Below are 26,733 nucleotides of genomic sequence, written 5' to 3'. Positions count from 1 at the left end.
GGAATGCATTAACGCCCGCCCCGAAAATACGTTTCAGCGCGATCATGGCCAGATCGTTTTGCTCCACCCCTCAGTTCCCTCCAGCGAAAGACTTTTAGCGGTGACACACAGTCAAGAATCCGACGAAACACTTGCCTCAACAACCGAGCCGGCCATGCCTGCCCAGGAAAGCTCTGCACCGGTTGTTGCCGACGCGGAACAGGCCCCTGTTCCAGCTCCCTCACCTTCACCTTCACCGGCTGCCTTTGCTGCCCGGCCCAAGGCTCCTGCAGCACCGGCGGCCCCTGTTGCCGCTCCTGCCGTGGCAGTTCCGGCTGTGAACCTGGTGGAAGCTGCCAAGTTTGGCCGCGCCGAAGAAGACGGACACGTTTTCCTGCTGCTGGACGGCGAAGAGTTCCCTGTGGGCCAGTACCCGGGTGCCAGCAAGGATGAGGCCTTGGCCTACTTTGCTCGCAAGTTCGAGGACATCCTGGCCCAGGTGACGTTGCTTGAGCAGCGTGTTGAGGCCAAGGCCCCCACCACCGACATGCACAAGACTGTCACGCACTTGCGTGAGCAGCTTGGCGAACGCACGTCGGTGGGTGACGTCAACGCCGCCTTGGCCCGTCTGGTGGCTCTCGATGAGAGCATCAAGGCGCTGACCGCCGCGGAGCGCGCAACCCATGAGGCTGCCCGCGCGGTGGAGCTGGCAGCACGCGAGGCCATTGTGGCCGAGGCTGAAGCCATTGCGGCCGAAGACCCCGCAGCCATTCAGTGGAAGGTCAGCAGCGCCCGCATGAATGAACTCTTTGAGTTCTGGAAGCAGGCACAGAAGTCCGGCATGCGTCTTGGCCGTGCCACGGAGGAAGGCCTGTGGAAGCGGTTCCGCAGTGCCCGCACCGTGTTTGACCGTCATCGCCGCGCCTACTTCTCCCAGCTGGACAACAACAACGCCGCAGCCAAGAACACCAAGGAGTCCTTGATTGAGGCTGCCGAGGAATTGGCAACGTCAACCGACTGGGGCTTCGCCGCTGGCGAGTACCGCCGCTTGATGGACCAGTGGAAGAGCTCGCCGCGCGCCAGCCGCAAGGACGACGACGCCCTGTGGGCCCGTTTCCGCGGTGCGCAGGACAAGTTCTTTGCTGCCCGCCAGGCAGCCAACAACGCCTTGGATGAGGAATTCGGCGCCAACTTGCTGGTCAAGGAAGCCCTGATTTCCGAGGCCGAGGCTCTGCTGCCCATCAAGGACCTCAACGCCACCAAGAAGGCCCTGCAGGCCATTCGTGACAAGTGGGAGGAAGCCGGCAAGGTTCCCCGCAACGACATGCAGCGTGTTGAAGCCGGTTTCCGCAAGGTTGAGGACGCCGTTCGTGCCGCCGACGAGGACAACTGGCGCCGCAGCGACCCCGAAGCCAAGGCCCGCACCAGCAGGGCCCTGAGCCAGCTTGAGGCGACCATTGCTGGCTTGAAGGACGATCTTGCCAAGGCCCAGAAGGCCGGGGACGCCCGCAAGGTTGCCAAGGCCACTGAAGCATTGGCAGCCCGCGAGCTGTGGCTGGAACAGATCCAGAAGGCAGCTGCGGACTTCTCCTAGCAAGTATTTTCAGCAGTTCACAGGGCCCCAGGGCCGGGTTGTCCACAATCCGGCCGTGGGGCCTTTGCGTTTGCCGTGCGCAGGTGCAGTCTTGGTGCATGAGCGAAACAAGTAGCAGCCCCGGCGCACTTTTGTTTCCCGGGGACCTGTTCATCCTGGGGGAACTTCACGCCATGAAGCTCGACGGCGTGCTGGCCCCTGTGGTGGGCGAGGCGTTTCGCCCCTGTGCGGTCGCCCAGACGCCCGCATTGCGGGCCGGGGCGCTGTACCTGAGCGTTCCCGCGGCGCTGGAAAAGCGGGCCGTGCTGGGGCAGCTGGCGGCGGCATGGGTTTACGGTTGTGCTCCCCCTCCGCTGGTCATTTCACTCCTTGTGGACAATGACGGAAATACCGCATCACTGCCAGTCCACAGCGGCTGCACCCTGCGCCAGGTCCATCTGGCGGCGGCTGATGTGCAACGCGTGGGCGGCGCCTTGGTGACGAGCCCGCTGCGGACTGCCCTGGATGTGGCCCGTTCCGCCCCGGAAGGCACGGCGCGGGAAGTCCTGACGGCCATGGCCGGGGAGTGCGCATTGGAGTGCAGCGTGGACGCCATGCTGCGGGCCCTGGCCGCAGCCACGCATGTACCCGGCAAGCTCCGGGCACAGCGTCTGGTCCAGAGCATGCTCAGCACCGGTCAGCTGCCCTAGGTGCGCCGTTGTGATCCGGTGGCCCTGTAGACGTCGTAGACACCGTCAATGCGGCGCACAGCGTTGAGCACGTTGTCGAGGTACTTTGGATCGCCCATTTCAAAGGCGAATTTGGACATGGCCACCCGGTTGCGGGTGGTGCTGACACTGGCCGCCAAAATGTTCACGTGGCATTCGGCCAGCACACGCGTCACATCGGAGAGCAGACTCTTCCGGTCCAGGGCTTCCACCTGGATCTCCACGAGGAACACGCCCTTTTGCGCTTGGGCCCATTCAACCTCAACGAGCCGGTCAGGCTCATTTTGAAGATTCAATAGATTGGGGCAGTCCTGGCGGTGCACTGACACCCCTGAGCCCTTGGTGACGAACCCGGAGATGGGATCCGGGGGCACGGGGGTACAGCACCGGGCCAGCTTCACCAATACTTCGCCAACACCGTGGACAACCACGCCGGAATCGGAGATGCGGGGGCGGCTGGTGGAGACATGGGTGTCCAACGGTGCCGGAGTGTCGTCTATGTCGTGGTGGACGCCGAGAACTTCACGCAGCCGCTCAACCACCGATTGGGTGGACGTGTGCCCGTCCCCCACAGCCGCATAGAGGCCGGCAATGTCTGTATAGTGGAAATGTTCCGCGACGGCCATGAGGGCGTCGTGCGTCATCATTTTTTGCAAGGGCAGGTTGGCCTTGCGCATGCCCTTGGTGAGGAGTTCCTTGCCCTTTTCAATGGACTCTTCGCGTCGTTCCTTGGTGAACCACTGGCGGATCTTGTTGCGGGCACGGGCACTCTTGACAAAGTTCTGCCAATCCTGGCTGGGGCCCGCACCCTCCGCCTTGTTGGTGAAGATCTCCACCGTGTCACCGTGGGAGAGCTCACTGTTCAGCGGCACCAGTTTGCCGTTGACGCGCGCCCCAATGGTCCTGTGGCCCACCTCAGTGTGGACGCTGTAGGCAAAGTCCACGGGCGTGGAACCCTCAGGCAGTGCTATGACCGCGCCCTTGGGCGTGTAGACAAACACTTCCTTGGCGTTCATCTCATAGCGCAGTGATTCCAGGAACTCGTTGGGGTCCTTGGTCTCCTGCTGCCAGTCCACCAAGGTGCGCAGCCAGTTCATGTCGTCCTGGCTCGTGACGGGGGCCTTGTTCCCTGTCTTGTACTTCCAGTGGGCGGCCACACCGTATTCCGCCCGCTGGTGCATTTCCAGGGTGCGGATCTGAATTTCAACCAATTTGCCGCCCGGGCCCACCACTGTGGTGTGCAGCGACTGGTACATATTGAACTTTGGCAGGGCAATGTAGTCCTTGAAACGCCCCACCAGGGGGTTCCACAGCGAGTGAATCTGGCCCAGTGCGGCATAGCAGTCACCCACCGTGTCCACCAAGACACGGACGCCGATGAGATCGTTGATGTCATCAAAGTCCTTGTTGCGCACCACCATCTTTTGGTAAATGGAGTAGTAGTGCTTGGGCCGACCCGTGATCTCCGCCTTGATCTTGGAGACCCGCATGGACTCGGCAATTTCACGGCGAATGATGCTCAGTTGCTTTTCACGCTCGGGAGAGCGGTCCTGGACCATCCGGACAATCTCTTCATACACCTTGGGGTACAAGGCGGCGAAGGAAAGTTCTTCGAGCTCCCATTTCATGGCGTTCATGCCCAGCCGGTGCGCCAGCGGCGCGAAGATGTCCAGGGTTTCCCGGGCTTTCTTCTCGGAAGAGGCTGCCGAGACGAACCTCCACGTGCGGGCGTTGTGCAGCCTGTCCGCAAGCTTGATCACCAACACCCGGATGTCCTTGGCCATGGCGATGACCATTTTGCGGACCGTCTCCGCCTGTGCCGCATCACCGAACTCAACCTTGTCCAGCTTGGTAACGCCGTCCACCAGCATGGTGATCTCGGGGCCGAAGTCCCGTTCCAGCTCGGCCAGGGTGTAGGCGGTATCCTCCACCGTGTCATGCAGCAGGGCAGCGGCGAGAGTGCTGCCGCTCATGCCCAGCTCGGCAAGGATGGTGGTCACGGCAACCGGGTGCGTGATGTAGGGGTCACCGCTCTTGCGCTTCTGGCCTTCGTGGTACTTCTCGGCAACCGAGAAGGCACGCTGAATTAGCTCAAAGTCTTCCTTGGGGTTCTTGGCCCGCACAATACGCAGCAACGGCTCCAGGATGGGCGAGTAGCTCTCATTGGACCAACCTGTCAGGCGGGCCAGACGCGACCGGGTGCGCTCGCGGCGGCCCGGAAAGGTGGGGCGCAGTTCCGCAGGGCGCGGCTTGGAAACACTGGAGTCGCCGGGAGGTGGGGACCCGGATTCCGTCAATATCTCATGCGAGGGCGATTCATCGTTCAACGCATTACCTCCCTCGAATTTGCGGCCGTACGCTCCCACTGCGGAGCATTTATCCAGTGTAAGGCGCAGATGGGGAATCTTTGACCAAAAGGATAGCCGGGGGCGGATGCTGTGCATCCTCCCCCGGCTACGGGCCAAACTGGAGCGCTGTTAGACGGTGACGGTCTTGGCCGTCTCGTTTGCTTCGCCGGCGCGACGCGAGTGCACCTTCTTGGCCTGCTTGGCCAGTTCCGGTTCACGCTCACGCAACCAGGCGTACAACGGGGCCGCAACGAAGATCGTGGAGAAAGTACTCACAATAATGCCGATGAACAAGGCCAGGGACAGGTCCCGCAGCGTTCCGGCACCGAGCAGGAACGCACCGATGAACAAGATGGAGCCAACGGGCAGCACGGCAACCATCATGGTGTTGATGGAGCGGACCAGGGTCTGGTTGACGGCCAGGTTCACTTCCTCGCCAAAAGTCCTGCGCACCGAGGTGCTGATGTCGGCCGTGTTTTCCCGAATCTTGTCAAAGACCACCACCGTGTCATAGAGCGAGTAGCTCAAAATGGTCAGGAAGCCGATGATGGCCGACGGCGTGACTTCAAAGTTGGATGCCGCGTAAACGCCGGCCGTGACAACCATGACCACCAGCATGCCCACCACGGCGGCAATGGACATGCGCCAGGTTCGGAAGTAGACGGCCATCAACACTGTTGCCAGAAGCACAAAGACAATGAAGCCGATGATGGCCTGACGTGACACGTCCTGTCCCCAGGTGGGCCCAACGAACGTGGAGGTGATGTGGTCTTCCGTTACACCGTAGGCAGTCTTCAACGCGTCCTTGACCTTCAAGGTCTCGTCATCGGAGAGCCTGTCGGTCTGGACCTGCATGGTCTTGCCAGCAATGTTGGTGACCACGGCTGCCGTGCCGGGCACAGCCTTGGCAACAGCCTCTTCACCAATGGCGGCATCGGTGTGGGCAACTTCGGAGATGGTGAACTGTGACCCACCGCGGAACTCAATGCCGAAGTTGAAGCCACCACCCAACATGGGAATCAGCAGCGACAGCAGAACCGCAAGGCCCGTGATACCAAACCAGATCTTGCGTTTCCCTACAAACTCGTAGGACCGTTCACCGGTGTAAAGCTCGTTACCAAAAGTGGCGAAACTCTTCATTACTTGTTCTCCTTCGAGTCGTCGTTGGACTCGGACTTTGCAGCCCCGGCACCCCTGCTGCCAACCAATTCAGCTTCCTTGGCTGCCAGACGGCGTTCCGCAATGGTCTGGCGGCGTTCTGCTTCGCCGGCTGCGCGGGCGTTCTTGCCCTTGACTACTTCCATGGTCTCTTCGGGCGTCCGCAAACGGCCCGCACCGCGGTACAAGGGAATGGCGCCAAGCTGAACGGGATCAAGGCCGGAGAAGCGGTGGCCTTCACCGAAGAACTTGGTGCGAGCCAGCAACTGCAAGGTGGGATGGGTGAACATGAAGACCACAATGAGGTCAGCCACGGCCGTGAGCCCCAGCGTGAAGGCGAAGCCCTTGACGTTTCCTACGGAGACGAAGTACAGCACCAAGGCGGCCAAGAGGTTCACTGCCTTGGAGGCCAGGATGGTGCGTTTGGCGCGTGCCCAGCCGTTTTCAACAGCGGCCACCAGCCCCCGGCCGTCACGGAGCTCGTCCCTGACACGTTCAAAGTAAACAATGAACGAGTCGGCAGTCTGGCCGATCGCCACGATGATGCCCGCCACACCGGCCAGTGAGAGGCGGTAGTTTTCGGCCCAACCCAGCAAGATGATGGCCAAGTAGGTGATGACACCTGCGATCACCAGGGACATGATGGTGACAAGGCCAAGGGCCCGGTACTGGAAGAGGGAGTAGATGACCACCAGGCCAAGACCGATCAAACCGGCCAACATGCCCATTTCCAGCTGCTGCAAACCAAGTGTTGCCGAGATCTGGAGTTCGCTCTGAATCTCAAAGCTGATGGGCAGCGAACCGAACTTGAGCTTGTCCGCCAGCGACTTTGCGCTTTCTTCGGTGAACTGTCCGGTGATGGAGGACTGGCCGTCCGTGATGACAGCCATGGACGCCGGGGCGGAGATGACACTGTCATCGAGCACAATGGCGAATCGTGACTGCGGATCCTGCGGGTTGGCCAGGTACTTGGCGTTCAAACGCTGGGTGACATCCTTGAATGCCTGGGCACCCTCAGGCTTGGTCAGCGTGAGCTGAACAGACCATTCATTGGTGGTTGCGCCCTGCGCGCCAGCCTGCAGGCCGTAGCTGGCGGTTTTGATCCACTTGCCGGGAATCTCCACCGGGCCGAGGATGTACTTGATGCCGGAGTCAGGCTCGCAGCTCACGAGCGGCTTGTTTGGATCCGAGCTTGTGGGTCGGTCGGTGAGCGGGGGGATGCAGCTGGTCGCCTCGAACTGCTTCATCAGCGCGGCGTCAACCCAGTTGGGGTCGCTCGCATTGACGGGGGCGGCCGTGGGAACCGGTAGCTTGTCCGCGGGAGTCCGCTCGGCTTCCGGCACGGCACCGCTGGGAACCTGTGTGGCAACAATGACAGGGCGGAAGTTCATGTTGGCCGAGGCCTTGATGAGATCGCGCTCTGCATCCGTGGGTTTGCCAGGCATGTTCACAACAACGTTGTTACCGCCTTCGGTGGAAATCTGCGCTTCCGAAACACCCGAACCGTCAACACGCTGACGGATGATGGACACAGCCTGATCCAACTGCTCGCTGGTGATACTTCCAGCGCCTTCAACCTTGGGCGCCAGAATCATCTGGGTACCGCCCTCAAGGTCAAGACCCAGTTTTGGCGACCATGAGGCGGCTCCGGCGAGGACGCCGCCGCCTACCGCCAAGGTGCATGCAATGATGATCGCCGCAAGCCACAGAAGAGTTCTGCGGGCTGTGGACGTCGGACCTGTTCGTGCCATCAAGGGATCCTTCTATTGGTCACGGGTGTAGAGAACATGGCAATGCTGCTGTGCAGGATTTCCTCCGGCACAGCAGCTGCCAACCCGCATAAGGCTAGTTGTCTTTGTTGTCGTTCTTTAGGCGCTCAAGGGATTCCTCAACGGTTTCCCCGGCAGGTGCTTTCTTCTCAAGATCCAGGGTCAAGGCGGAAGCGTCATCGGGAACAATGGCCTCGACCGTCTCGGGCTCGATGATCTTGGCAACTGTCTGACGGTGGACAGTTGCGGTGACGCCGGGGGAGATTTCCAAAACGATCTTGTTCTCATCCTCATCAATGGAGAGGACCTTGCCGAACAAGCCAAAGTTGGTCATCATTTCAACACCCGGGGCAAGCTTGGAGCGCTGTTCTGCTGCAGCTGCCTTGGTCTTCTTTTGTTTGCGCATCATCATGAAGATGAGCAAACCGAACATGGCGAACAAAAGGATGTTGGTGCCGCTGAACAGACTGGGTGCGGCGGGCGCATCGGCGGCTAAAATACTGCTGAAGGACACAGCTAGGGTTCCATTCTTTTAAGTACACGTGGATCCAGACACGGAGCAAACGTGCCGGACGTCATACCAGTCTAGAGGGTAAAACTGAACGTTGGATGATAAACCGCCCACAATTGCTCACAAATACACACAACGAAGCGCATTGTGTCGTTGCTGGACCGGCCCAAGGGGTGACATTGGCACCCAGGCGCAGGAACTCAGGGCTGCAGCGATACAAGCAGTGCCAGTTCCGCTTGTCCAAGATCACTGTATAGGCGGCCGCTATTGCTCGTCGGCATCCTCATCAAAGGGCAACATGGCAGCCGCCACAGCATTTCGCGGCATCTTCAAGCCAAGGTGTTCCCACGCCGCAGGCAACGCTATGCGCCCCCGGGGCGTCCGTCCCAACAGCCCTTCCCGCACCAGGAAAGGTTCCGCCACTGTTTCAACAGTCTCGGACTCCTCTCCCACGGCAATGGCCAGGGTGGACAGGCCAACCGGGCCGCCATTGAATTTGTTGACCAGGGCTTCCAGCACCGATCTGTCCAGGCGGTCAAGGCCCCTGACATCCACCTCGTACATGTCCAGGGCGGCCGATGCTGTGCGTGCGTCAATGGTCTCTATGCCGTGAACAAGCGCCCAGTCACGCACCCGCCGCAACAGTCGATTGGCAATGCGTGGTGTGCCTCGGGAGCGCCCGGCAATCTCGGAAAACCCAGCGCTGGTCAGCTTCAAATCCAGCATGCCAGCCGAACGGCGCAACACGAGTTCCAGTTCCCCCACGGAATAAAACTCCAGGTGGCCGGTAAAACCGAATCGGTCACGCAGGGGACCTGGAAGCAGGCCCGCACGCGTGGTGGCGCCTACCAGGGTAAACGGTGGCAGTTCCAGTGGAATGGCCGTTGCGCCGGCACCCTTGCCCACAATGATGTCCACACGGAAGTCCTCCATGGCCATGTACAGCATTTCCTCGGCTGGCCTGGACATGCGGTGGATCTCATCGAGGAACAGAACTTCACCCTCGGACAGTGAGGAGAGAATCGCGGCCAGGTCACCCGCGTGCTGGATGGCGGGGCCGGAGCTGATGCGCAGCGGCGCATTCATTTCAGCGGCAACGATCATGGCCAGCGTGGTCTTGCCCAGGCCGGGCGGACCGGACATCAAGACGTGGTCGGCGCTGCGGCCACGAATCTTGGACGCGGCAAGGACCAGCGAGAGCTGTTTGCGAACCCGCTCCTGACCCACAAAATCATCAAGGTTTTTAGGGCGCAGGGCAGCTTCAAGCTCCCGCTCCTCGGGCTCGGGGGCGGGCACAGCCAAATCGGCGGCATTCCCCGTGCGGCCCGTGCCGCCGCCAATGCTGATTTGTCCCGGCAGGAGGCCGGGCTCCTCGGAAGGCGCCATGGCCTAGCGCACCCTAGTGCTTGAACGGGAGTTGTCCTGGCCCAGCCACCGCAGTGTGGCCCGCAAGATGGCGGGCACGTTGGCGCTTTCAGCCAGTTCCGGATCGTCGGCAACGGCCGCATCGATGCTCTTGAGTGCGTCGCGTTCATTCCAGCCAAGGCTGGTCATGGCGGCAACCACCTGGTCCTTCCAGGCCATGGCCACAGCCGGCTTGGAAGCTGTGACGGGGGCACCGGTGGGGACGAGCTTGCCCTTGAGCTCAAGAACAATGCGCCCAGCCACCTTGGGTCCAACGCCGGGAACCTTGGTGAAGGCCTTCCCGTCACCGTCCGCCACAGCCCGCCGGATGGCTTCGGGCTCCAGAACAGCCAAGATGGCCAGGGCAAGGCGGGGGCCAATGCCGCTGACACTGAGCAACACGTCAAAAACTTCGCGCTCGTCCGCATCGGCAAAACCGTAGAGGGTCATGGAGTCCTCGCGCACAATCATGGTGGTGGTGAGGGTGGACTCCTCCCCTAGGCGCAAGTTGCCGAGAGTCTTCGGCGTGGCATGAACAAGCATGCCCACCCCGTTGACGTCGATGACGGCCTGGGCCAGCGAGAGATGGGCCACGGGTCCCCGGACAAAACTGATCATTGCAACTGCTCCTGACAACACACTGGAAACACTGGAACCAAACCGTAACTGACTAGCAAACGAATTACAGCCAGTATATAGAACATACGTACTAACAACTAGTGCCAGGTGGCCCCGGGCTTTTCCTTGTTCTTTTGGACCTTGGACTTGGTCTCGGCGTCGCGCCATAACTGTTGCGCCGCCGTCGTACTGGTGGAGCCTTGGGAGAAGGCGACGCCGCTGCGCCAGGCATGGGCTATGGCCAGGGCCAGGGCGTCGGCCGCATCGGCGGGTTTGGGCGGCTCGGGCAGGCGCAAAAGCCTTGTCACCATGGCTGTGACGGAGGCTTTGTCCGCGCGGCCATTGCCCGTCACGGCGGCCTTGACCTCCGACGGGGTGTGCATGGCCACGGGTATGCCGCGCCGGGCAGCAGCCACCATGACAACACCTGACACCTGTGCCACGCCCATGACTGTGCTGAGGTTGGTTTGGGCAAACACGCGTTCAATGGCCAAAACATCGGGCTTAAACGCGTCCAGCCACTGATCGATCGCTTCCGCGATGACCAGCAGCCGGGCGTCCAACGTTAAAACATGCGAGCTTCCCACCACACCAACACCCACCAGGGTGGCCGTGCGGTTGGGGGCAACGTCAACGACGCCGAGCCCGCACCGGGTCAAGCCCGGGTCGACTCCTAAAACACGCAGGTCTTAGTCCTCTTCGAGTGCGGCGAGAACCTCGGCGCTCATGTCAGCGTTGGAGTAGATGTTCTGGACGTCATCCAGGTCTTCCAAGGCGTCGTAGAGCTTCATGAACTTGCGGGCGTTGTCCACATCCAGCTCAACCTGCATGGACGGGACAAAGCCTGCCTCATCAGTTTCATACTCGATGCCGGCCTCGGCCAGGGCTGCACGGATCGCGGGCAGGTCCTGGGGATCGGAGATGATTTCAAAGCTTTCGCCCTGGTCCTTGACCTCTTCGGCTCCAGCGTCCAGGACCGCCATGAGCAGGTCATCTTCGCTGAGATCGTTCTTGGGCAGGCTGACAATGCCCTTGCGGGTGAACATGTAGGCCACCGAGCCGGGGTCTCCCATGTTGCCGCCGTTGCGGCCCACGGCGAGGCGGACCTCTGAGGCTGCGCGGTTTTTGTTGTCGGTAAGGCACTCGATCAGGATGGCCGTGCCCTGGGGGCCGTAGCCCTCATACATGATGGTCTGGTAGTCAACGGCGTCGCCGAGCAGGCCGGCACCGCGCTTGATGGCGCGGTCAATATTGTCTGCCGGAACCGAAGTCTTCTTGGCCTTGGAGACGGCCAATTCAAGCGCAGGGTTGCCCTGGAGGTCAGCTCCGCCACCGCGCGCGGCAACTTCAATGGTCTTGATGAGCTTGGCAAACGACTTTGCGCGGCGGCTGTCAAGAATCGCCTTTTTGTGCTTGGTTGTTGCCCATTTGGAGTGGCCTGACATGGTTACGCTTCCCCTCTAATCATTCGAATAAACAGTTCGTGGATGCGGCGCTCACCCGTCACTTCCGGATGGAAGGAGGTGGCCAGCAAATGCTGCGATCGAACGGCTACTGCACGGACTTCTGGGACGATTCTACCGGTTTGCTCATCCGCAGGGAGTTCAACACTAGCAAGGACCTGCACGGACTCCCCCACCCGCTCCACCCACGGTGCCCGGATAAACACGGCATGCACGGGGGTTTCAGGCTCCCCGGCCAGGGCCAGACCGGTGAAGTTCAGCTCGGTCTCAAAGGAGTCAACCTGGCGGCCAAAGGCGTTGCGCCGCACGGTGATATCCAGCCCGCCCAGGGTCTGCTGCGCCTCACCCTTGAGATCCTTGGCGGGATCGGCGATGTCGTTGGCCAGCAGGATCATGCCCGCGCAGCTGCCGTAGACGGGCATGCCGGCGGCGATCCGCTCCCGCAGGGGCTCACGCAGTTCAAAGATGCGGGTCAGTTTGTCAATGGTTGTCGATTCCCCGCCGGGCAGGATCAGACCGTCGACGGCGGCCAGCTCGGACCGGCGTCGAACACTGATGACACGCGCGCCGGCGGCCTCAGCGGCCCGGGCGTGTTCGCGCACATCGCCCTGCAGAGCCAAAACACCCACCAGGGGCTGTTTGGGCGCTGCGGAATCAAGGGTTTCATGGGATGTCATAGTCACATTTACATCTTAGTTGGGCGCAAAGTCACATGGATTACTTCACTTACGCGCCGTGACGGTTGGCAGCACCGCAGTGCTCAAGCAAGTAGCATTGTGCGAGGACTGACGTGCTAAAGATGAGGTAAGTAGTATGTGCGGAATCGCTGGTTATTACGGTTATGGAGCGGACGAAACGCTCCTGCAAGAGATGAACGCGTGCATTGTGCACCGCGGCCCCGACGGTGAGGGCATTTACACCCACGGGAACGTGGGCCTGGCCCACCGCCGTCTCTCCATCATCGATGTGGCCCACGGCCAGGAGCCGATGTACAGCGCCGACGGGGAAACCGTCCTCATCTACAACGGTGAGGTTTACAACTACCTTGACCTGCGTGCCGAGCTGGAAGCCTTGGGCCGGACGTTCTCCACCAAGTCGGACACCGAAGTGGTGCTGCAGTCCTACGAGGAGTGGGGCGACGCCGCGTTTGACAAGTTCAACGGCATGTTTGGCTTTGCCATCCATGACAGGAAGAACAACCGTCTGGTTCTGGCCCGCGACCACTTCGGCATCAAGCCGCTGTACTACGCCACCTCCGGCACCGCCGCGGCCCCCACGCTGCTGTTCGGCTCCGAGATCAAGCCCCTGCTGGCTGCCAACAAGATTGAGACCGGCGTCAACGAGCGGATCCTGTACCGCTACCTGCAGTTCCGGATTCACGACGACGAATCCGCCACCTTCTTCAACGGCGTGCAAAAACTGATGCCCGGCGAGAAGCTGGTGCTGAACACTGTTGATACGGAAGCCGGCCCAGCTGGCACCGTCACCATCAGTTCCTACACGCGTTTCAAGGAAGAGCTGGCCGAACTGGCCAAGATTGAAACCCCCTACTCCAAGGCCGTCATTGACGAATACCGGGAACGTTTCACCGAGGGTGTCCGCCTGCGCCTGCAGTCCGAGGTCCCCGTGGGCACAGCCCTTTCCGGCGGACTGGACTCCTCCGCCGTCGTGGTGACCATCAACAAACTCATGCAGGAGAAGGCAGCTGCCACCGATTCCCTCGGTGCCCAGCAGCAGACCTTCTCCGCAGTGTTCCCCAACTCGCTCAATGACGAGGAAAAGTACGCCGACGCCGTGCTGGCCCGCTGCGAAGGCAACGTCATCAGCCACAAGATCCGCCCGCAGGCCTCCGAGTTCGTGGAAGACCTTGAGGACTTTGTGCGCACCATGGAGGAACCCATCATCTCCTCCGGCCCGTACGCCCAGTACCAGGTCATGCGCGAGGCCTCCAAGCACGTCACGGTGCTCCTGGACGGCCAGGGCGCCGATGAGATGATGGCCGGCTACATCCCCTACTACTTCGCGTACCTGCGCCAGTTGAAAAAGAACGGCCAGAACGCCAAACTGGCCAAGGAATTGGTCTCCAGCTCCGACATCCTGTTCCGCCTGGCCCGCTTCCGCATTCAGGGTGCACTGACCTTCAAGAAGGCTGCGGGGATCACCCCGCTACTGAACAAGAAGTTCACCGCCGCGCACAAGTCCGAGACGTTCTCCAACATCCCGGACAACTTGAAGCTGCGTCTCATTGATGACCTCTTCCACAAGTCCCTGCCGGCCGTGCTGCGCTACGAGGACAAGAACACCATGCGCTTCTCCCTGGAGGGCCGCGTGCCGTTCCTGGACAAGGAAGTGGTGAAGTTCCTCTTCAGCCTCTCCGATGAGTCGATCATCAAGGGCGGCTGGAACAAGCGCATCCTGCGTGACGCCACCCGCGAGCTGCTGCCGGAGATGATCAGCAACCGCCGCAACAAGATCGGCTTCACCACCCCAGAGGCCGAGTGGTTTGGCTTGATGAAGGAAAAAATCTACGAGATCTTCCTTTCCTCCTCCTTCGGTTCACGGCCCTACTGGAATCAGGACGCGGTCATTTACGCGTTCGAGGAATACCTCAGCGGCAAGTCCGCCGGCTCCACCATGGTGTTCTGGCGCCTGATCAACACCGAGCTGTGGCTGCGCGAGTTCTTTGACGAGCCAGAGGTCAAGGCCGGCATCGAGGGCAAGAGCGACTACATCCCCAACGCCGACAAGGACCTGGACATCACGGTGCCCGACGGCGCCGGAACGTTCCGCCGCTACCCGCTGCGCACAGAGGTTTTCTACAAGGAAACCGACTTTGACCCGGCCGTGATGACCTACGTCAAGCGTTACTTCGACGGCCTGCCCACAGCAGGCGGGGACCACGTTGCGGCCACGGCCAACACGCCGTGGTACTTGTTCGTGTCGGAAAAGATCGTTGCCATGACCCAGGGCCGCTCCATCCCTGTGTGGGACATCAAGGTCTCCAACGCCGCACGCATCTTCAGCAAGTTCGTCACCCGCAACCCGGGCGGCATTGGCCTGGCCAGTCCCTGGTCCATGCAGCTGGCCATTGACGAGGTGGGCCTGCCCCGCATCATGTACGCCTCCGCACGCTCCGTCATTGGCAAGCTGCAGGGCAAGTCGGGCGTGTTCTACGAGGTGGTTGGCCACAACATCAACGCGATCGACGGCGCCGCCGGCTACCAGGTGGGCACCTCCACGCACTCCGTGAAGTATGCTCCCATCGACCCCGACGGCGTGGCAGCCCGCCTCAGCGCCCTGGTCCGGGCCGCTGTCCCGGCCGAGTTTGCGGCGACGTTTGCTGGCACCGCCATCATGGACGCCAACGATCTCGGTGTTGTAGCCCTGGGCCACGACACAGCACTGCCCAAGGCAGTCTTGGAAAACATCTTCCGCGACAACCCGCAGGGCCAGACCACCGAGACAACCCCCATGTCTCTGGTGTTCACCCAGAAGTAGCACCACTGGCGCCGAGGCGCGCACCCTTCGCTGGGTGCGCGCCTCACGCTGTTAAATAGCCCATTCACAAACGGAAGATACATCATGGTGACGATCGCTGATTGTCAGCGCACCCAGCACGCCTGGTTCAGGGCACTTGCCGAGGCCACGGGCGGACGTTCGTTTACCACGCATCAGATGGACTGGGTGTGGCTGCCGCAGACACGGGAAATGCTGTGCATGTTCCCCACCAACGTCACCGAGGCCGGCCTTTTTCCTGCCCTGGCCGAGGCCGAACGGCGCGGGGCGGCGACTGTGGGCATCTGGCTCAATGCTGCCGTCCGGGCCGGGCACCTGGCCAACTTCCGTTTTGAACCGGGCGGCCAGCCGTGGTGGATGACACGGAGCCTTGATGTGGAAACCGTGGCCGCGGCCAGCGAGGCGGTTGATGACCGCGTTACCGTCAACGACGCCGTGGAGAATCAGGTGTGGCTCGCCACGGCCCGGGTCGGCTTGGATGTAGTGGGGCAGTCCTATGCGTACTTCCCGCCGGAGCAGGGGACCAAGCATTTGGCCGGGATTTTCGACATGTCGGTGGAGGCAGAATACCGCCGTCTGGGGTTGGGCACGTCCCTGCTCAACAAGCTCTCCGAGGCGGCCTTCAACGCCGGCGCCGAGCATCTTCTGCTCAACGCCACCCCCGACGGCCAGCGACTCTACCGCAACTATGGCTTTGAGCTCATCGGGAAGGGCCAGACCTGGTGGTACCAGGTGCCGCAGCTGGGCGCCCAAAACGGGGCCAACGCGTAGGCCGCCCTACATGCTGGTTCTGGCGGCTTTCGATTTTGCCACCAACCCCACAACAAGGCTGATGGCAGCAATGGCGGCGAACGCCGCAACCATGGCCGCAAGTGCAACGATGGCCGCACCTCGTCTCAGCCGGGTGTTTTTGGAACTATTCACTGTCGCTTCCTCGCACGTAGCCGCACTCCTCCCAAGCCCTTCACGGCGTCGCGCCTGTCCCAGGGCAGCGATGCGCAACCGCAGCAAGAGGCCCACTCTGACCGGTCAATGGCGCACCCGATAGCGCAGGTGAAGCACCCGGTTGCCCTGAATCACCACGTCGGGATCTCCCAACAGGTGCTGTGAGTGGACCGGCCCGAAGTAGCGCTTGCCGGATCCGAGCACGACCGGAACGACGTCCATACGCACCTCGTCAACGAGGCCCGCGGCAAGCACCTGTCCACCGACGTCGCCAGCGGCGACCTCGACGATGCGGTCACCTGCGAGCTCCTGCGCCTTGGCCACGGCTGCTTCCACACCGTCAACGAAGTGAAATGGCGTCTCAGGGTCCCAGCCCTCGGGCATGGGCCGGTGCGTCACGACGACCACGTGGTCGACCCCGCCCGGAGGCTTCCCGTCCCAGCCGTCCGTCATGTCGAAGACGTGGCGGCCCACGATTGTCACCCCGATCTGATCCCAATACGGCCGGGTGTAGTCATAGGATGTCCGCGACACCTTCAACTCGCCGCTCACGTCCAACGGGACGTCACCGCTGGACAACCAGTCGAACAACGGTCCGGGCTGGTCGTTCTCGTCCGCAACGAAGCCATCCACCGACACCGAGCCGTTCATGACAATCTTGCCCACGGGGCGCTCCTTTGCTTTGGGGTGCCCCACATTAGCAGCTCTCCACAGTTGAGGGTATAGCGGGCGCATGATGTCGTCGATAGCGGCACGTCGGCACCAGGGTAGGGGTCGAGGTCTCCCGATGACGGAAGTTCACACACAGGCTATTCGGAAGACCTCGATGTGCCTGACGATTCCCACGGGGCGGACGGAAGGTTGTGTCGTCGTTGCGGATTCGAGGGATCGCGGCGTGGCCTGTGGTGGAAGCTCAAGGACATGGTGCGTCAGGAACATCACCAACCGGCTCAACCCGCAACGGGAACACTGACCGGGACACTGTCTAGCTGATACGTTCAGATGCTTATATCGCGAGGATCCTGGCCTACGCCTAATTGCTTACCAATCCACGCCAGCAGCTCGCAAAATCGAGTCGATCGTCGCATTGTGTTCGGCATCCCACTCGTAAAGTGTTTGGGCTTTCTCCAGGCTGGCCTTCTCCGCCACTGCTGCTAGTACAGTTTTGACTCGTTCGGCTGGCACGGCGACGATGCCATCCTCGTCTGCCGTCATGAAATCACCTGAGTGCACGAGAACGCCACCGCAGTTCACGGGTTGTTGCAGTGGAAGAACAACAGCTTTCAGTCCGGGCTTGGGCACCACAGCCCGGGCGAATACTGGAAACCCGAGTTCACGGATTTCTTTGACATCGCGGATGGCGCCGTCGACTGTAAGGCCAGCGATCCCGCGTCGGTGCGCGACGGCACAAACGTTTCCGCCGGCAATCGCATGGGACGCGTCACCACCATCGACTACGAGCACTGAACCAGCAGGTGCGCGGTGAATCGCTGCATGGAGCATCAAGTTGTCTCCCGGGGCGCAGCGCACCGTATAGGCTGGCCCGCTCAGTTTCGCACCTTCCCACAGTGGCTGAATTTCAGATGAAAGGATTTGTGATCGATTCACCTGTTCTGCAACTGCGGTGGGAGAGACAAACTCCTGCAAGGCTGACATTGGGACTCCTTTTGGTAACCGGATGCCCTCAGATCATACGGGCAGTGAAAATTCCTATTGCCTCATGACGTGGACCAGTCGGGCACACTTGGAGCTCATAAGCGACCCTGACATTTGGGCGGCGACTTGCCCCGCAAGCTGGTTGATGACCGACTACCGGATTCTCGGGGGTGGAAGCATGACGTTCGACGCCTGGCCAGTCCGCAGGCTGAACCTTCAGCAGGCGCGGCGCTGGTGACACTAGACCACTAGGCGAGCATGCCATGATGGTTGTCCTTTTGGCCGGGTGAACCCAATAGAGTCGAAGGAGGCTCTCACAAAGCACTCCAGTCCTTTTGTTCGCCGAACTTATAGCGTATGCGGTGCGGAATGAGGCCGTTGTTGGAACCCTCTACGGGACAGATGATCGCCAGTTGTGCGTTGTTCTTCCCTGAATGAGAATTCAATATCGCGGAGAGACTCTGACAACGGTACAAAGCTATCGTGCAGGGTGTCAGAAAGAGCAAAACAGGCGGCTAGGATCTTTAAATGGCTATCCTCATCGCTCCCAACACAAATTTCCAATCCTCCTGGCTAGAAGCTGCCATGGAATTCAATGGGGTCCACCGGGATGGTGGCGGAGGTGAGGATTGGTCATTGGAAGACCTCCGAAATCCGCTGGACTTCGGCCGATTCGTTGACGAACTAGTTGCTGGCGCACTACCCGAGAGCCCACGGAAGCCTGGCTACGTGCCGTGCACCTATCTGTGGATCGTTGAAGGAGAAGTGGTCCTTGGTTCCCTTGCCATCCGCCATGAACTCAATGATTTCCTGCTGCATGAAGGCGGGCACATTGGATACAGCGTTCGCCCATCCGCGCGCCGCCGCGGGCATGCCTCCAAGGCGTTGAATGACGCCTTGGTCATTGCCCACGATCTGGAGATTTCCCGGGTTCTCGTCACCTGTGATGAGGACAATGCCGGTTCCCGTGCCACTATCGAAAAGAATGGGGGCGTCTTCGAAGACAGCCGCAACGGTAAGCGCCGCTACTGGATCAACACACTCTAATTCATTGCCCTTCCTCGCCCGAGGCTGACAACAAGTCTTGGCGGCGGGAAAGCCCACCGTTGTGGCTTTCAACGCCAAATCTCCCAACGCCAAACGCAATGACTCTCGGTTCACAATGTTTCGAACAGGAACGCTCTACGGGATGATCACTTCGGACACTTTTCGGCGTTAGTTGCACTCTCATTGTGAAACGTTGTTCCACCTACTCCACGACTGCTCTGCCTAGCCGTTGTAGGCGAAAGGCGGCCGTGATGTGTGGGAATCCAACAAGGCCTGTGTCAGGTGACTCCGCTTGTTCGCCCAGACGACGGATTTTCGCCAAGGCGGCGCCTTGGTCCGATCTCTGTGCGACGAATGCCCATGAGCTGGCAAGCTGAACGAGTTGGTCGACGGACAACTCGTAATTGAAGAGGAAATCCTTGCGTTCAAAGGAGCCTCGCCCGGCAAACTCTACGGGTACGCCTCGGGTTTGGTCAGCAGGGGTTCCGTCAGGCTCGACGATTGCAGCGAGTGCCTTCACCCACTCGCTGGTGCGGTCCCAGGTGTGCCAGGCCAGACCCATCATGCCGTTTTGCCTGAGTACACGATTGCATTCTGACGTTGCCCGTTCGGGATCCACCTAGTGCCAGGCTTGGAGGCAAACAATGGCGTCCACACTTTGATCTTCCAGAGGGATGCACTCCGCTGAGCCGCTAGCCGGCATGATCCTATCAGCGACTTCGGGCGGGAGTTCCTCAGAGGACTTTCGGAGCACAGACAGCATCTCTTTGTCAGTATCGACTGCGGTGACGGTATGTCCGAGAGCTGCGACGGTCCGGGTTCCTAGGCCTGTGCCGGCTCCCAGATCCAGGACTGACAGGAGGTGGCCGCGCACGGGTGACCCCAGCAGCCACGAAACCGCCTCAGCCGACCAGACAGGACGAACACCATCATGCAGAACAGCACTGTGGCTCGAAACTGTTGGTGCGCTATCGATCTGATTCATGACTGCCAGCCTAACGAATACCAAATTGGGGCTGGTCTTGACGGCCCCAAATCAACAGACACCAGGCCGTAGGAGACTGGGGCTCTATCGGCGGGTCCAATAGCCGACCTCCTGTGGGACACCCGCCGCCGTGTATATGGGCTGACCTGCATTGGTCAGTCTCAGTATCGCCGGGGTGTCCACCCGGATGGCAGCATGCCAGTTATCTTTCCCCGTTCAGAATCAGCCTCGGCTGACCAGCCTTGCGCTGCCTGTGCATCATCGAAGGCACCCCGTGCCATGCGCAGACCAAGGTCTGGGTGGCTCATCCCAGGCGCACCACCGCGACGTGTGGAAGCCCGCACGCTCCACGACTTATCAGCAAAACCTCCCCCGCGGAAGACTCGGTAATCGTCGTAGCGGGCCGGATCGAGTAGATCCCAGCACCATTCCCAGACGTTTCCAAGGGTGTCGTGGAGTCCGAAGGCATTGGGTAGTTTTTGACCAACTTCTTTCGGGTTCTCTAGCTTTTCATTCGCTGTCCACCCAATGGCATCGAGGGGGCCATAATGTGGCCCCACTGTGCCAGCGCGGCACGCATATTCCCATTCGGCTTCGGTAGGCAGGCGGTACCCGGAGGCGTTGGTCTGCCAACTCACCTCGCCTGCCTCGAAGATGTATGCAGGGGCAAGTCCTTCATTCATTGACGCTGCATTGCACAACTTGATGGCTTCCAACCAATTGATATCTACTAGAGGTGCTTGGGAGCCTGTTTCGCTATTACCCATCAGCTGCGCGTACTGCACCGTGGTGACGGAGATGGCCCCAATCTCGAATGGTTCCAGATGGACGGTCCAACGGTGTTTCCGTCGTGCATCGTGCAATTCCACTTGTCCGGCCGGTAGCGGACGAAGGTCAAAGGTAGGCATTTCACAATGCTCCCATGCCGTCCCGCAAGCCGGTCCGTGACGGGTCCAGCCACCACCACAATTCCTTGGAATAACTATCCGGGTGCTTCCGCGTTCGCCAAATTCCCGTATACCCCGCCCGCGAAAATGCCCGGCCCCTATGCGGGACATGATTTCCGTCAATATGTGGCCAGTCTTCTGGCTCCGACAATCGCTGAGTTCATGAGCGCCAATACCCGACGGCGCAGATAGTTGGCTCGTCGCACTCGGAACGTAGCGCCGTCATCTTCATCAACGGAAATCAGTCTGTAAGCAAAATGACACGATAATGAGAATTTGAGTGGACTGCGCCTGCACAGAGTCGCAGGTCAGAACGATCCGTTGAGGAAAGGCAACTTGGGATCCAACAGTGGCTGAGCGAACTCACCACCATGTGGCGCAACTGGGAACGAGCTGATCGCGATGATGGATCCATCCGACAGTGATTCCACCCGCGTTCTTGGCCCTGAGACAGGCACGTTGATGGCGGTCTCCGATCAGCGCGAAGTGGTCAAGGGTAAGCTAGGCAATGTGACCAGTAGTGTCGGGCGCATCGCCCTCATCGCCATCGGTTGGATCGCTGTGATCATCGGTGGAGTATTCGCCGGGCAGGGAATGAACCTGATCCCGGGAAGTTTCATGACCGGCAACCGAATGTGGCTCTCCATCGGGCTGATCGTCGCGGGCGTCGGCATCATCCTTGTGGTGCTCGGCCTGCGTCGACCCAAGACCGGCCGCCCGGGCAAATGAGGCTCAGCTGGGCCGCTTGTCTAGCTTTGTCCCGGATCTGATGTCCGGGCAAAGCAGAAGCCCCGAGGAGAGCCGGTCTCATCGGAGCATGTCAAGAGCGTAGTTTCTACGGCCAGCATGAAGTTCTACGACTCGAGACGGCGCCCCGTTCGGGAACGCTCTACGGCGTTCCAAGTGGCCGCCTTTGCGAACTCTCGCAGAGTCGGCCTCTACTCCAGCATCGGTGGGGACGGACTTCCATATCGGGACCATCTTTCCCGTCGTCGTGGGAGGAGAAGGTCTCATCCCAGCAGAAGCGTTCACTCCGGTTTTCAACGTAGTTGCCTGACGGGCAGCTAGTTTGCAGCAGTGAGCATCCGGTGTCTGGGAGGCCTCGCTGGTGCATGAGTTGGCGGCCTTTATAGGTCATCCGACGGGGCTGCCCACGATGAACAGTGCCTGGCAGATCAGGAAGAACGCCGTCGGGGACAGGTACAGCCAGTCTTTGGTGGCCTTGAGTCGCCTTGATTCCGGCTCCCCCGCCTCCTTGGTCCGGACGATTCCGGCGAGGAGCATGGACAGGGCGACGGCCAGAATCGGTGACGAGATACCCACCCACATGGACACATCTCTCACCATTGGGGCTGCCTCGGCCATGAAGGCCATGAAGGCCATCCCCACGCACAGAATAAAGCCGGCCAGTAGTCCACAACTGACAAAAATCAGTACAACCATTACGGTGGGGCGAAGAAGTTCCCGCCCGCTGTCGCGTGTGGTGCGGAGAAAGCTGAGCCCGGGCAGCGAGGCCTGGAGGGCACCCAGGAACGGTGGCACGGCTCCGCTCGGTTGGAACAAGATCTGGGCGGATACGGGCAGGGTCCAGATCACGTAGAGGCACTCCGAGACGTTGGCTGCTGAAGCTCTGCCCATTTGTGGTCAGCACTACACAGGATTCAACACCGTTCCCTCCTATTTCAGAGTGAACCTTCACGGGAAGATTCTCACGCGCAAGGACTTCGGCTACTCCCTTTAACGTCGTCGAGCCTGCCAGGATCAATTGATCTCGGCAGGCTCGGCGTCAAAACTGCGACAGCGTCGGTCAAAAAGTGACCATTGCTGCGAGAGCGTTGAGGGCGGGGGTTACCAGCCGCGCTCGGCCAGACGGTGCGGTTCGGGGATGTCGGCTACGTTGATGCCAACCATAGCCTCACCCAGGCCGCGGGAGACGTTGGCAATCACGGACGCATCGTCGAAGAACGTGGTTGCCTTGACCACTGCGGCGGCACGCTGCGCCGGGTTGCCGGACTTGAAGATGCCGGAGCCAACAAATACGCCGTCGGCGCCGAGCTGCATCATCATGGCAGCGTCGGCCGGGGTGGCAATGCCACCGGCGGTGAACATGACCACGGGGAGCTTGCCTGTTGCGGCAACTTCCTTGACGAGCTCGTACGGGGCCTGCAGTTCCTTGGCGGCAACGTACAGCTCGTCCTCGGGCAGGGCAGCCAGCTGGGCGATCTGGGTGCGAATCTTGCGCATGTGGCCAGTGGCGTTGGAAACGTCGCCGGTGCCGGCTTCACCCTTGGAACGGATCATGGCGGCACCCTCATTGATGCGGCGCAGGGCCTCGCCCAGGTTGGTTGCACCGCAAACGAACGGAACCTTGAAGTTCCACTTGTCGATGTGGTGCTCGTAGTCGGCCGGGGTCAGGACCTCGGACTCGTCGATGTAGTCAACGCCCAAGGACTCCAGGACCTGGGCCTCAACGAAGTGGCCGATGCGTGCCTTGGCCATGACGGGGATGGAGACGGCAGCAATGATGGCGTCAATCATGTCCGGGTCACTGGCGCGGGAAACGCCGCCCTGGGCGCGGATGTCCGCGGGAACGCGCTCCAAGGCCATGACGGCAACGGCGCCGGCATCTTCGGCGATCTTGGCTTGTTCAACGTTGACAACGTCCATGATGACGCCGCCCTTGAGCATCTCGGCCATGCCGCGCTTGACGCGGCTGCTGCCGGTCACAGGTGTTGCTTCGGGTGTAGACACAGAAAACCCCTCTGGGAAGGAACGAAAAAGAGTCACTGTGGACGTGATACGCCGCACAGCCAGGATCATTCTATTCCGGGGGTTTCCTGCAGTTGAAACGAGTGTTACTGCCCGTTGGGCAAGACCTGCTCAAGGGCCTGCCTGCGCACAGTTCCCACCCTTTGGAACACTGTCACCAGGCTCGCTGCGGCGAGCAGGACCAGCACGACGGCGAGCACGGCTTCGGGGATGCCCAGGCCCACCAGCCCGGTCGCCACGAGCACCACTACCAGCCTGTCGGAACGCTCGGCGATGCCAACGTTGGCCGTCATGCCCAGGCCCTCGGCCCGCGCCTTGGCGTAGGAGACGATGGAGCCAAGCACTAGGCATGTCAACGCCATGGCGGCGATGAAGTGGTTGTTGCCGCCGGTGTAGAACCAGATGACGATACCGGCAAAGACCGCCCCGTCCCCCACCCTGTCCAAGGTGGAGTCCAGGAAGGCGCCCCAAGGCCCGGAGCGGCCCAACATGCGCGCCATGAGCCCGTCAACAATGTCAGAGAACACAAATACGGTGATGACCACCGTGCCCCAGAACAATTCACCCAGCGGGTAGCCGATCAGTGCGCCGGCCGCCACACCCAGGGTGCCGATGATGGTGACCGCGTCAGGGGAAACCTTCAAACGCACCAAAATGGCGGCGACGGGGGTGAAGATCGCGGCAAAGAGCGCGCGAGCGTACTTGTTAAGCATCGCTGTCCTTTTCGGGCGTGAGCGTGTTGTCGCCAGCCGCTGCCCATGCTGCAGAGACTTGCTGGCGCACGTCACCGAGAGTTTGGGTGATGGCCTTGGTGCCGGCGATGATGGGCATGAAGTTTCCATCCCCGCCCCACCTTGGCACAATGTGCTGGTGCAGGTGGGCGGCAATGCCTGCCCCGCCCGTGACACCCTGGTTCATGCCCAAATTGAATCCTGAGGGGTTGGCCACTTCACGCAGCACCTTCATGCCCTGTTGCGTCAGCGCGGCAAACTCTGCCGTCTCCGCCAGGGTCAGGTCCGTGTAGTCGGGGACATGGCGGTAGGGGCACACCAGCAGGTGGCCGGGGTTGTACGGGAAAAGATTCAGCACAACATAGGCCAGTTCCCCGCGGTGGACGATGAGTGAATCCTCATCGCTGCGCGAGGGGGCCTCACAGAAAGGGCAGTTGTGGCTGCCAGTGACCTGCTCCTGCCCGCCTTTTACATAGGCGAGCCGGTGGGGCGTCCAGAGACGTTGAAAGGCATCCGGAACCCCGGGGAGTTCAAAATTGTCCACAACGGGCCAGGGCGCCCCACCGATTTCACTCACGCCGTGCGGTTCCGAACGGCTTCAACAATGCGGGCCACGGCCTCGGATACCGGCACACCGTTGTCCTGGCTGCCGTCCCGGAAACGGAAGGAAACAGCGTTGGCATCGGCGTCGTCACCACCGGCAATCAGCACAAAGGGAACTTTGTCCTTGCTGGCGGTGCGGATCTTCTTGGGGAAACGGTCGCTGGAGATGTCCACCTCGGCACGGATGCCGGCCTTCTTCAGCTGAGCGACGACGTCGAACATGTAGTCGTTGAACGCCTCGGCAACCGGGATGGCCACAACCTGGACGGGTGAGAGCCAGGCCGGGAACGCGCCGGCGTAGTGCTCGGTCAGAACACCCATGAAACGCTCCACCGAGCCGAACAGCGCACGGTGGATCATGACCGGGCGCTGGCGGGTGCCGTCGGCTGCCTGATATTCCAGTTCAAAACGCTCGGGCAGGTTGAAGTCCAGCTGGATGGTGGACATCTGCCAGGTGCGGCCCAGGGCGTCCTTGGCCTGCACGGAGATCTTGGGACCGTAGAACGCGGCTCCACCGGGATCGGCGACGAGTTCCAGGCCGGACGCCTCGGCAACCTCTGCCAGCGTGCGCGTGGCCTCGTCCCAGACGTCGTCGTCGCCGACGAACTTCTCCGGGTTCTTCGTGGAGAGCTCCAGGTAAAAGTCTTCCAGGCCGTAATCCTTGAGCAGGGAGAGGACAAAGTTCAGCGTCTCGGTGAGCTCATCCTTCATCTGCTCCTTGGTGCAGTAGATGTGGGCGTCGTCCTGTGTCATGCCGCGCACACGGGTCAGTCCGTGCACCACGCCGGACTTCTCGTAGCGGTACACCGAGCCGAATTCGAACAGGCGCAGCGGCAGTTCGCGGTAGGAGCGCCCGCGGGAGCGGAAGATCAGGTTGTGCATGGGGCAGTTCATGGGCTTGAGGAAGTAGTCCTGGCCGGGCTTGCGCACCGTGCCGTCCTCATTCAGCTCAGCATCAACGTGCATGGGCGGGAACATGCCATCGCGGTACCAGTCAAGGTGCCCGGAGACTTCGTAGAGGTGGCCCTTGGTGATGTGCGGTGTGTAGACGAAGTCGTAGCCGGCCTCGACGTGGCGCTTGCGCGAGTAGTCTTCCATCTCCTTGCGGATGATGCCGCCCTTGGGGTGGAACACGGGCAGGCCGGAGCCCAGCTCGTCGGGGAAGGAGAACAGGTCCAGCTCGACGCCCAGCTTGCGGTGGTCGCGGCGCTCGGCCTCGGCGATGCGCTCCTGATAAGCCTTCAGGGCTTCCTTGGTGGGCCAGGCCGTGCCGTAGATGCGCTGCAGCTGCTGGTTGTTCTGGTTGCCCAGCCAGTAGGCCGCGGAGGTGCGGGTCAACGCGAAGGCGTTGGAGATGAGCTTGGTGTTTTGCAGGTGCGGGCCGCGGCACAGATCGCACCACACTGCCTCGCCGCTCTTGCGGTCAACGTTTTCGTAGATGGTGATGTCTCCGGCGCCGACCTCAACGTTCACGCCTTCGGCGGAGTCGGCAGCGTCGTCGTTTTTCTTGCCCAAAAGCTCCAGCTTGTAGGGCTCGTTGGCCATGGCCACGCGGGCCTCGTCCTCGGTCACCACGCGGCGGGCAAACTTTTGGTTTTGGTTGACAATCTTGAGCATCATCTTCTCAAGGGTCTTCAGGTCCTCGGGTGTGAAGGGCTCGGCCACGTCAAAATCGAAGTAGAAGCCGTCGGTGATGTACGGGCCAATGCCCAGCTTGGCGTCGGGGCGCAGCTGCTGCACAGCCTGGGCCATGACGTGGGCCGTTGAGTGGCGCAAAACGTCTAGGCCGTCGGGGGAATCAATGGCCACGGGCTCCACGGAAGCGTCCGCATCCAGCACTGCCGAAAGGTCCTTCAACACCCCGTCCACGCGCATGACAACTACTTCGCGGCGTTCAAAGAACAGCTCCGCGCCGGTGGTGCCGGTGGCCACCGAAGTCGCGACGCCCTCGACATTGATGGTGATTTGTGTATCCACTGGCAC

Annotated in this window: 25 protein-coding genes; 6 read left to right on the top strand and 19 right to left on the bottom strand. The window is 61.0% G+C overall.

The window, feature by feature from the left end:
- The first annotated feature begins 100 nt into the window (after positions 1–100).
- Both ACX80Q_RS05475 and ACX80Q_RS05470 read left to right on the top strand, forming a co-directional pair.
- Entirely contained in the window at positions 101–1,573 is a 1,473-nt protein-coding gene (locus ACX80Q_RS05475; protein ID WP_459329512.1) for a DUF349 domain-containing protein, read from the top strand.
- Between the two features lie 98 nt (positions 1,574–1,671).
- Complete coding sequence (locus ACX80Q_RS05470) at positions 1,672–2,262, top strand: hypothetical protein (RefSeq protein ID WP_459329511.1); 591 nt, start codon at positions 1,672–1,674, stop codon at positions 2,260–2,262.
- Here ACX80Q_RS05470 and ACX80Q_RS05465 read toward each other — a convergent pair.
- The 9 genes from ACX80Q_RS05465 to pdxT all read right to left on the bottom strand — a co-directional run bounded on the left by ACX80Q_RS05465 (position 2,259) and on the right by pdxT (position 12,228).
- Entirely contained in the window at positions 2,259–4,514 is a 2,256-nt protein-coding gene (locus ACX80Q_RS05465; RefSeq protein ID WP_459329571.1) for a RelA/SpoT family protein, read from the bottom strand. The genes ACX80Q_RS05470 and ACX80Q_RS05465 overlap by 4 nt on opposite strands.
- Positions 4,515–4,757: 243 nt before the next feature.
- A complete protein-coding gene (gene secF, locus ACX80Q_RS05460; protein WP_459329510.1) occupies positions 4,758–5,768 on the bottom strand; it encodes a protein translocase subunit SecF in 1,011 nt (336 codons plus the stop codon).
- On the bottom strand, positions 5,768–7,537 hold the full coding sequence (gene secD, locus ACX80Q_RS05455; RefSeq protein WP_459329509.1) for a protein translocase subunit SecD: 1,770 nt from the start codon (positions 7,535–7,537) through the stop codon (positions 5,768–5,770). Before secD ends, secF begins: the two co-directional genes overlap by 1 nt.
- Positions 7,538–7,631: 94 nt before the next feature.
- Positions 7,632–8,069 carry a preprotein translocase subunit YajC gene (gene yajC, locus ACX80Q_RS05450; RefSeq protein ID WP_459329508.1) on the bottom strand — a complete coding sequence of 146 codons (438 nt, stop codon included), beginning with the start codon at positions 8,067–8,069 and terminating at the stop codon, positions 7,632–7,634.
- Between the two features lie 261 nt (positions 8,070–8,330).
- Positions 8,331–9,452, bottom strand: a complete 1,122-nt coding sequence (gene ruvB / locus ACX80Q_RS05445; RefSeq protein WP_459329507.1) for a Holliday junction branch migration DNA helicase RuvB — start codon at positions 9,450–9,452, stop codon at positions 8,331–8,333.
- 3 nt (positions 9,453–9,455) lie between these two features.
- Complete coding sequence (ruvA, locus tag ACX80Q_RS05440) at positions 9,456–10,088, bottom strand: Holliday junction branch migration protein RuvA (protein WP_459329506.1); 633 nt, start codon at positions 10,086–10,088, stop codon at positions 9,456–9,458.
- 98 nt (positions 10,089–10,186) lie between these two features.
- The gene (gene ruvC / locus ACX80Q_RS05435; protein ID WP_459329570.1) at positions 10,187–10,774 is read right to left on the bottom strand and encodes a crossover junction endodeoxyribonuclease RuvC; all 588 of its coding nucleotides are present in this window, start codon (positions 10,772–10,774) and stop codon (positions 10,187–10,189) included.
- A 3-nt stretch (positions 10,775–10,777) separates the two neighbouring features.
- Positions 10,778–11,533 (bottom strand): YebC/PmpR family DNA-binding transcriptional regulator, encoded by a 756-nt coding sequence (locus ACX80Q_RS05430; protein ID WP_459329505.1) that lies wholly within the window; start codon positions 11,531–11,533, stop codon positions 10,778–10,780.
- A gap of 2 nt (positions 11,534–11,535) precedes the next feature.
- Positions 11,536–12,228, bottom strand: coding sequence for a pyridoxal 5'-phosphate synthase glutaminase subunit PdxT (gene pdxT / locus ACX80Q_RS05425; RefSeq protein WP_459329569.1), 693 nt, complete (start codon positions 12,226–12,228; stop codon positions 11,536–11,538).
- 136 nt (positions 12,229–12,364) lie between these two features.
- On the opposite strand from pdxT, the gene asnB reads away from it, so the two are divergent.
- Positions 12,365–15,049, top strand: a complete 2,685-nt coding sequence (asnB, locus tag ACX80Q_RS05420) for an asparagine synthase (glutamine-hydrolyzing) (RefSeq protein WP_459329504.1) — start codon at positions 12,365–12,367, stop codon at positions 15,047–15,049.
- Between the two features lie 84 nt (positions 15,050–15,133).
- Complete coding sequence (locus tag ACX80Q_RS05415; RefSeq protein ID WP_459329503.1) at positions 15,134–15,838, top strand: GNAT family N-acetyltransferase; 705 nt, start codon at positions 15,134–15,136, stop codon at positions 15,836–15,838.
- Between the two features lie 6 nt (positions 15,839–15,844).
- Here ACX80Q_RS05415 and ACX80Q_RS05410 read toward each other — a convergent pair whose 3' ends face one another.
- The 3 genes from ACX80Q_RS05410 to ACX80Q_RS05400 form a co-directional block, all read right to left on the bottom strand.
- The gene (locus ACX80Q_RS05410) at positions 15,845–15,991 is read right to left on the bottom strand and encodes a hypothetical protein (RefSeq protein WP_459329502.1); all 147 of its coding nucleotides are present in this window, start codon (positions 15,989–15,991) and stop codon (positions 15,845–15,847) included.
- 105 nt (positions 15,992–16,096) lie between these two features.
- Positions 16,097–16,678, bottom strand: coding sequence for a dihydrofolate reductase family protein (locus ACX80Q_RS05405; RefSeq protein WP_459329501.1), 582 nt, complete (start codon positions 16,676–16,678; stop codon positions 16,097–16,099).
- A 375-nt stretch (positions 16,679–17,053) separates the two neighbouring features.
- Entirely contained in the window at positions 17,054–17,668 is a 615-nt protein-coding gene (locus ACX80Q_RS05400; protein ID WP_459329500.1) for an RraA family protein, read from the bottom strand.
- Between the two features lie 528 nt (positions 17,669–18,196).
- Here ACX80Q_RS05400 and ACX80Q_RS05395 point away from each other — a divergent pair.
- The gene (locus tag ACX80Q_RS05395) at positions 18,197–18,715 is read left to right on the top strand and encodes a GNAT family N-acetyltransferase (RefSeq protein ID WP_459329499.1); all 519 of its coding nucleotides are present in this window, start codon (positions 18,197–18,199) and stop codon (positions 18,713–18,715) included.
- 619 nt (positions 18,716–19,334) lie between these two features.
- Here ACX80Q_RS05395 and ACX80Q_RS05390 read toward each other — a convergent pair.
- Both ACX80Q_RS05390 and ACX80Q_RS05385 read right to left on the bottom strand, forming a co-directional pair.
- Positions 19,335–19,700 carry a class I SAM-dependent methyltransferase gene (locus ACX80Q_RS05390; protein WP_459329498.1) on the bottom strand — a complete coding sequence of 122 codons (366 nt, stop codon included), beginning with the start codon at positions 19,698–19,700 and terminating at the stop codon, positions 19,335–19,337.
- 161 nt (positions 19,701–19,861) lie between these two features.
- Entirely contained in the window at positions 19,862–20,608 is a 747-nt protein-coding gene (locus ACX80Q_RS05385; RefSeq protein WP_459329497.1) for a formylglycine-generating enzyme family protein, read from the bottom strand.
- A gap of 501 nt (positions 20,609–21,109) precedes the next feature.
- Here ACX80Q_RS05385 and ACX80Q_RS05380 point away from each other — a divergent pair.
- Positions 21,110–21,376 carry a hypothetical protein gene (locus tag ACX80Q_RS05380; protein ID WP_459329496.1) on the top strand — a complete coding sequence of 89 codons (267 nt, stop codon included), beginning with the start codon at positions 21,110–21,112 and terminating at the stop codon, positions 21,374–21,376.
- A gap of 405 nt (positions 21,377–21,781) precedes the next feature.
- Here ACX80Q_RS05380 and ACX80Q_RS05375 read toward each other — a convergent pair whose 3' ends face one another.
- From ACX80Q_RS05375 to thrS, 5 genes are all read right to left on the bottom strand, one after another.
- Entirely contained in the window at positions 21,782–22,285 is a 504-nt protein-coding gene (locus tag ACX80Q_RS05375; RefSeq protein ID WP_459329495.1) for a hypothetical protein, read from the bottom strand.
- 210 nt (positions 22,286–22,495) lie between these two features.
- On the bottom strand, positions 22,496–23,398 hold the full coding sequence (gene pdxS / locus ACX80Q_RS05370) for a pyridoxal 5'-phosphate synthase lyase subunit PdxS (RefSeq protein ID WP_459329494.1): 903 nt from the start codon (positions 23,396–23,398) through the stop codon (positions 22,496–22,498).
- Positions 23,399–23,502: 104 nt separating this feature from the next.
- Complete coding sequence (gene pgsA, locus ACX80Q_RS05365; RefSeq protein WP_459329493.1) at positions 23,503–24,129, bottom strand: phosphatidylinositol phosphate synthase; 627 nt, start codon at positions 24,127–24,129, stop codon at positions 23,503–23,505.
- Positions 24,122–24,724 (bottom strand): HIT family protein, encoded by a 603-nt coding sequence (locus tag ACX80Q_RS05360; RefSeq protein ID WP_459329492.1) that lies wholly within the window; start codon positions 24,722–24,724, stop codon positions 24,122–24,124. The genes pgsA and ACX80Q_RS05360 overlap by 8 nt, the downstream gene beginning before the upstream one ends.
- Positions 24,721–26,727, bottom strand: a complete 2,007-nt coding sequence (gene thrS / locus ACX80Q_RS05355) for a threonine--tRNA ligase (protein WP_459329491.1) — start codon at positions 26,725–26,727, stop codon at positions 24,721–24,723. The genes ACX80Q_RS05360 and thrS overlap by 4 nt, the downstream gene beginning before the upstream one ends.
- Positions 26,728–26,733 lie beyond the last annotated feature (6 nt).

Source organism: Arthrobacter sp. HLT1-20 (genome assembly GCF_054510895.1).
Note: the sequence above shows the minus strand (reverse complement) of the source record. Positions and strands in the feature narration are given on the sequence as shown.